Annotated in this window: 3 protein-coding genes; all 3 read left to right on the forward strand. The window is 56.1% G+C overall.

From position 1 onward, the window contains the following. The coding region (locus tag FE394_RS16760) for a conjugal transfer protein TraG N-terminal domain-containing protein (protein WP_319927495.1) at positions 1 to 309 on the forward strand (309 nt) is incomplete at its 5' end. 319 nt (positions 310 to 628) lie between these two features. Further along, entirely contained in the window at positions 629 to 2,365 is a 1,737-nt protein-coding gene (locus FE394_RS16765) for a ShlB/FhaC/HecB family hemolysin secretion/activation protein (RefSeq protein WP_319927496.1), read from the forward strand. A gap of 66 nt (positions 2,366 to 2,431) precedes the next feature. Further along, the coding region (locus tag FE394_RS16770) for a two-partner secretion domain-containing protein (protein WP_319927497.1) at positions 2,432 to 5,056 on the forward strand (2,625 nt) is incomplete at its 3' end.

Here is a 5,056-nt window from a genome sequence, read left to right on the forward strand (position 1 = left end):
ACCTTCTGGTGGGAGCTGGCCCTCTGGCTGGACAGCTTTCTGCTGGATGCGCTGTACGGTTCAGACACCCACAGTTTGTTTAATCTGGCCGGGTTGCAGAACACCTCGGATGATTTAATCATGGCGCTGGTGATGGGGATGCTGTTTATTGTTCTGCCGATGGTCTGGCTGGGTGCACTGGCCTGGGCCGGGGTGCGAATGGGCGATATCAGCGGCATGATGAACCAGGGCGTGGGGCAGGTCAGGCAGTCAGCCGGCATGTTCGGACAGATGGTGATGCAGAAGATGATGTCTGGCGGTAAGCGATAAATAGTTCAACGGAGTGACTGATTTAGGAATACTCTGAATATCACACCATTCATCATATTTTTTAATAATATTCATAGTATTTTTGTTTTGACTAAATTAAAAACCGGATGAATCTGCTTAATGTTACGCATAACGTGTTGTTATCCTGTTAATTCATTGTCATTTTGTTGCGTTTTTAGAGTCAAATCGTCTAAATTCACACCCATGCGATGAATATATCACCTTAATGATTGATAATTAAACCCTACCGACCATAATACCTCTTCTTAAAACTCCCTTATTACTGTTAAATAATAATTACGTATCCGATGGGTTTACTATGGCAACGGTAACTTCCCGCAACATGATAGCCGGGCTGGCCGGATGGACTGTACTTGCATTCTCCCCTGTACAGGCCGATGACCCGCCCTTTATTCAGCAAAAACAGCAATCACAAGTAGCCGAACAACGTGCTGCAACCCTGGATGCTCAGGAGCAACTCCGGCAGCAGGAAAGGCAGCACGCGCTACAACAGCAACAGACACCGGATACCGATATCCGGCTCACGCGCCCCGACGTGCGCCTGTCTGATTATCCGGCTGATGAACATCCCTGTTTTAAGATCAATACCTTACGTTTGGAAGGAGAGTCCGCTCACCGTTTTCAGTGGGCACTGGAGGCGGCAGGGGATGCCAAAGGGCGTTGCCTGGGTGGACAGGGGATTTTGCTGGTCAATAATAAGGTGCAAAATGCCATTCTGGCCAAAGGTTATGTCACCACCCGCGTGATGGTGCAGGAGCAGGATCTGACCGGGGGTGTGCTGACGCTGACACTCCAGCCCGGCCGCATTGCCCATATCCGCTTTGATGAGCCGGTGTCCTGGCGTGGGCGGCTGTGGAATGCCATGCCCGCTGCCTCCGGCGATATCCTGAATCTGCGCGATATTGAGCAGGCGCTGGAGAATTTCAAACGGGTGCCCAGTGTTGAGGCCGACATAAAAATCGAACCCGGTCAGCAGGAGGCGACCAGTGACCTGCGTATCAGCTGGAAAGAGGGCCGTCCGTTCCGGCTCAGTCTGGGATTCGATGACAGTGGTGCCCAAAGCACCGGCCGCTACCTGGGGTCGGTGACGCTGGCGATTGATGCGCCTTTTGCCCAGAACGATCTGTTCTATGCCAACATCGGCAAGGATTTGTTTGAGCCCGGCCCCTTTGGGAACCGTTCCCGTACCGTTAACTACGTCTTCCCGCTCGGTTACTGGGCGTTTTCTGCCAACTACAACGACTACACTTATCACCAGAATATCGCCAACGCAAACGAAATCCTGGCCTACAGCGGCAAAAGCGAGAATGCGCAATTCACGGTATCCCGGCTGTTATTCCGCAATCAGTCACACAAAACCACCCTTAATCTGCGCGTCTTTCGCCGCCATTCCACCAATGCTGTGGGGAATATCGAAATAGCCCAACAACACCGCCGTACTGCGGGCTGGGAATTAGGCTTAAGCCAGCGCAGTTACTTCGGTGATATCACGTTGGACGCCGGCATCAACTGGCGGCGGGGAACCGGCGCCTTCGGTGCGTTGCCGGCACCGGAAGAAGCCTACCACGGGGGCAGTGCCCGCACGGGAATGGCTTTGGGTGATATCAGTCTGAATGTGCCTTTTCAATGGGGCACACAGCCCTGGCGTTATCACACCAAAGTGCGTTGGCAGTGGAGTGCAAACCCGCTGACACCGCAGGACAGACTGGCGATTGCCGGGCGTCATACCGTGCGCGGGTTTGATGGCGAGCAGATGCTGTCCGGCGAAAAAGGGCTGCTCTGGCGTAATGAACTCGCCTGGAATGTACTGTCGCGTGGTCATGAGCTTTACTGGGCGGTGGATTATGGTCGTGTGGATGGCCCGGGTACCCGTCATCTGGTCGGGCATCAGCTGGCAGGCGGTGCGTTGGGCGTGCGCGGTACGCTGTGGCGCCGGCTCAGTTATGACCTGTTTGCCGGGGTGCCATTCTACCAGCCCGCCGGTTTTCACACCCCGGGCGTGAGCGGCGGTTTCAGCCTCAATCTGGAAATCTGATAACCGCGATTAGCTTTATCACCAATGAATGTTGCGTTTATTTATTTGACCTGGACGGAATGATTTATGAACAAACAGTGTTATAGCCTTATTTACAGCCGCACGCACGGTGAATTGCGGGTGGTCTCGGAACTGACCCGCAGCTGCAGCCGTGCGCCCGGGCAATGTCGTGGCACAGGGGGAGCACGCCTGTGGGTGACGGTGCGCCGTGCGGTGTGGTTGCTGGGGGCAGCACTGTTTGCCGGGCAGGCGTTGGCGGACGGTATCATCGCTGACAGGCAGGTAGCCCCTGCTCAGCGTCCGGAAGTGATAACAACCCAGAATGGCCTGCCGCAGGTCAATATCAATGCACCCAATCAGGCTGGCGTATCACATAACCCCTATCAGCAGTTTGATGTCGACCAACGAGGCGCCATTCTTAACAACTCGGCGCTGATGACATCGACCCAACTGGCCGGGATGATACAGGGTAACCCCCGCCTCGATCCCAATGCCGCACCGGCCCGGTTTATTATTAATGAGGTCAACAGCGATAAGCCCAGCCAGCTGCGGGGATTTCTGGAAGTGGCCGGCGGCCGGGCGCAGGTGATTGTGGCCAACCCGTCGGGGATTGTGTGTAACGGTTGTGGCACCATCAATGCCGGCCGGATGACCCTGACTACCGGCAAGCCGCAGCTGAATGCCGACGGCAGTCTAGCGGGGTATCAGGTCGAGCGGGGCGTGGTGAGCATTGAAGGCGGCGGGCTCAATGGGGACCCGCGCCACGATACCGGGTATGTTGATATTCTGGCGCGGGCCGTGAAGCTGAATGCCGGCGTCTGGGCCAAAGAAGAGCTTGCGGTGGTGGCAGGGCGTAATCGCATCAGTGCGGACAGCAAAACAGTGACGCCGCTGGCCGAAAATGACAAAAAGCCCGAACTGGCGATAGACATGGGGCAGATGGGCGGCATGTACAGCGGTTATATCCGCATGATAGGCACGGAAGCCGGCGTCGGGGTGCGTAATCAGGGCGGGCATTTGCAGACGGGGAAAACGCTGATTGTCAGCAGCGAAGGCCGGCTGAGCTGGCAATCGGGCGAGCAGGAAGCCGTCACTCAGGTGGGGGGCGATATCACCCTGACCGCCCGGAACGGGATTGAACATCACGGTAAACTACACAGCGGCGGGCAGCTTGCGGTACAGAGCCGCGACGGTGACATTCAGCAGTCCGGCACCCTGGCTGCCGTGGGTGATATCCGGCTGACGTCGGCCCGGGGCATTCAGAGCCGCGGGTATTTGCTGGCCGGCAGCGATACTAACAGTACGCTGAAACATAAGGCAAACCTGACGCTGAGCAGTCAGGGGAATACTCAGGCCAGCGGCCATTTGCTCAGTCTGGGCGATATCAACGTGACCGGCCAGCGGGTGGATATCAGCCACAGCCAACTGGCGGCTAGCCGGGCTGAGATTGCCGCAAAAGTCGGTGGCGTTGCCCTGCAACAGGCAAAAATTGACAGTCAGCAGTTGACCGTAAAAACCCCGGGCGATATTGACGCACAGCAGGCACGGGTAGGTGTCGGTCGCTGGGAGATTGATGCCAATAATCTGTTCAACCAGAAGGCGGTCTGGTCTCAGTCTGGGACCGGAGAAAGCCGTTTTGCACTGACCGGGGCGCTGGATAACACCGGCGGCCGTATTGAAGCGCCACAACTCAGCCTGAATGCCGGTTCCCTGAACAACCAGCAGGGGCATCTGGTGGTGCTTGAAAAGACGGTGCAATACTGGCGGGTGACCGGATTGCTGAACAACACCGACGGTCTGCTGGGTAACAACGGCAACCTGCGGCTTGATATCGGCAGCCTGAATAACCAGCGCGGCACGTTAAAGAGTCAATCGGCATTGGACATTACGTCGGGCGCTGATATCAATAACAGCGGGGGTAATCTGCTGTCCGGCCAACAGTTGACGGTGAAGGCGACGGGTCGCATCGATAGCCAGTCAGGCAATATCCAAGGTAAAGCGCTGGAACTGACAGCCCAAACACTGACGAATACGAAAGGTAAAATTGTCAGTCAGGGGCACCTGCAGCTTAAGATCAATCAGGACATGGGTAATCAGCACGGACTCATTAAAGCCGATGATGTGCTGAAGATCCAGACTGACGGTCACTGGGATAACCGCGACGGCACCATTCAGGGCAGCAAGCAGGTTGACGTCTTTGCCCGTAGTATTGATAACGGTAGCATTGATAGCAGCAACGTTGATAACCCCGGCGGCAAGCTGTCGGCCGAACAAAAACTGAGTCTGACCGTGGCCGACAACATCAATAACCAGTCCGGCGACATCCGGGGCGAAACGTTGCAATTGACGGCGCAGCACTTGAACAATGCACAGGGTAAAATCGTCAGTAAGGGACATTTACTGCTTGACAGTCATCAGTCGATTAATAACCAGCACGGGCTGCTCGATGCGGCTGACGCGCTGGATATCCGCACTCAGGGCCACTGGGATAACCGTGGTGGAACTGCACAAAGCGGCAAACAGGTGGATGTCTCCACGCAGAGCCTCGATAACAGCGATGGCAAACTGCTGGCCGAACAAGCGCTGACCGTGAACACGACGGGCACTATCGATAACCAGCGCGGCACGTTGCAGGGGCTGTCCGCATTGAATGTGACGTCGGGGGGCGATCTGCAAAACGGCGGGGGCAAG

Origin of the sequence: Xenorhabdus littoralis, assembly GCF_033949345.1 — a bacterium.
In the GTDB taxonomy this organism is placed as follows: Bacteria; Pseudomonadota; Gammaproteobacteria; order Enterobacterales; family Enterobacteriaceae; genus Xenorhabdus; species Xenorhabdus littoralis.

Bases quoted from the DNA above. Each gene is read 5' to 3' on its own strand.
- FE394_RS16765 (WP_319927496.1), top strand. From the start codon at position 629: ATGGCAACGGTAACTTCCCGCAACATGATAGCCGGGCTGGCCGGATGG.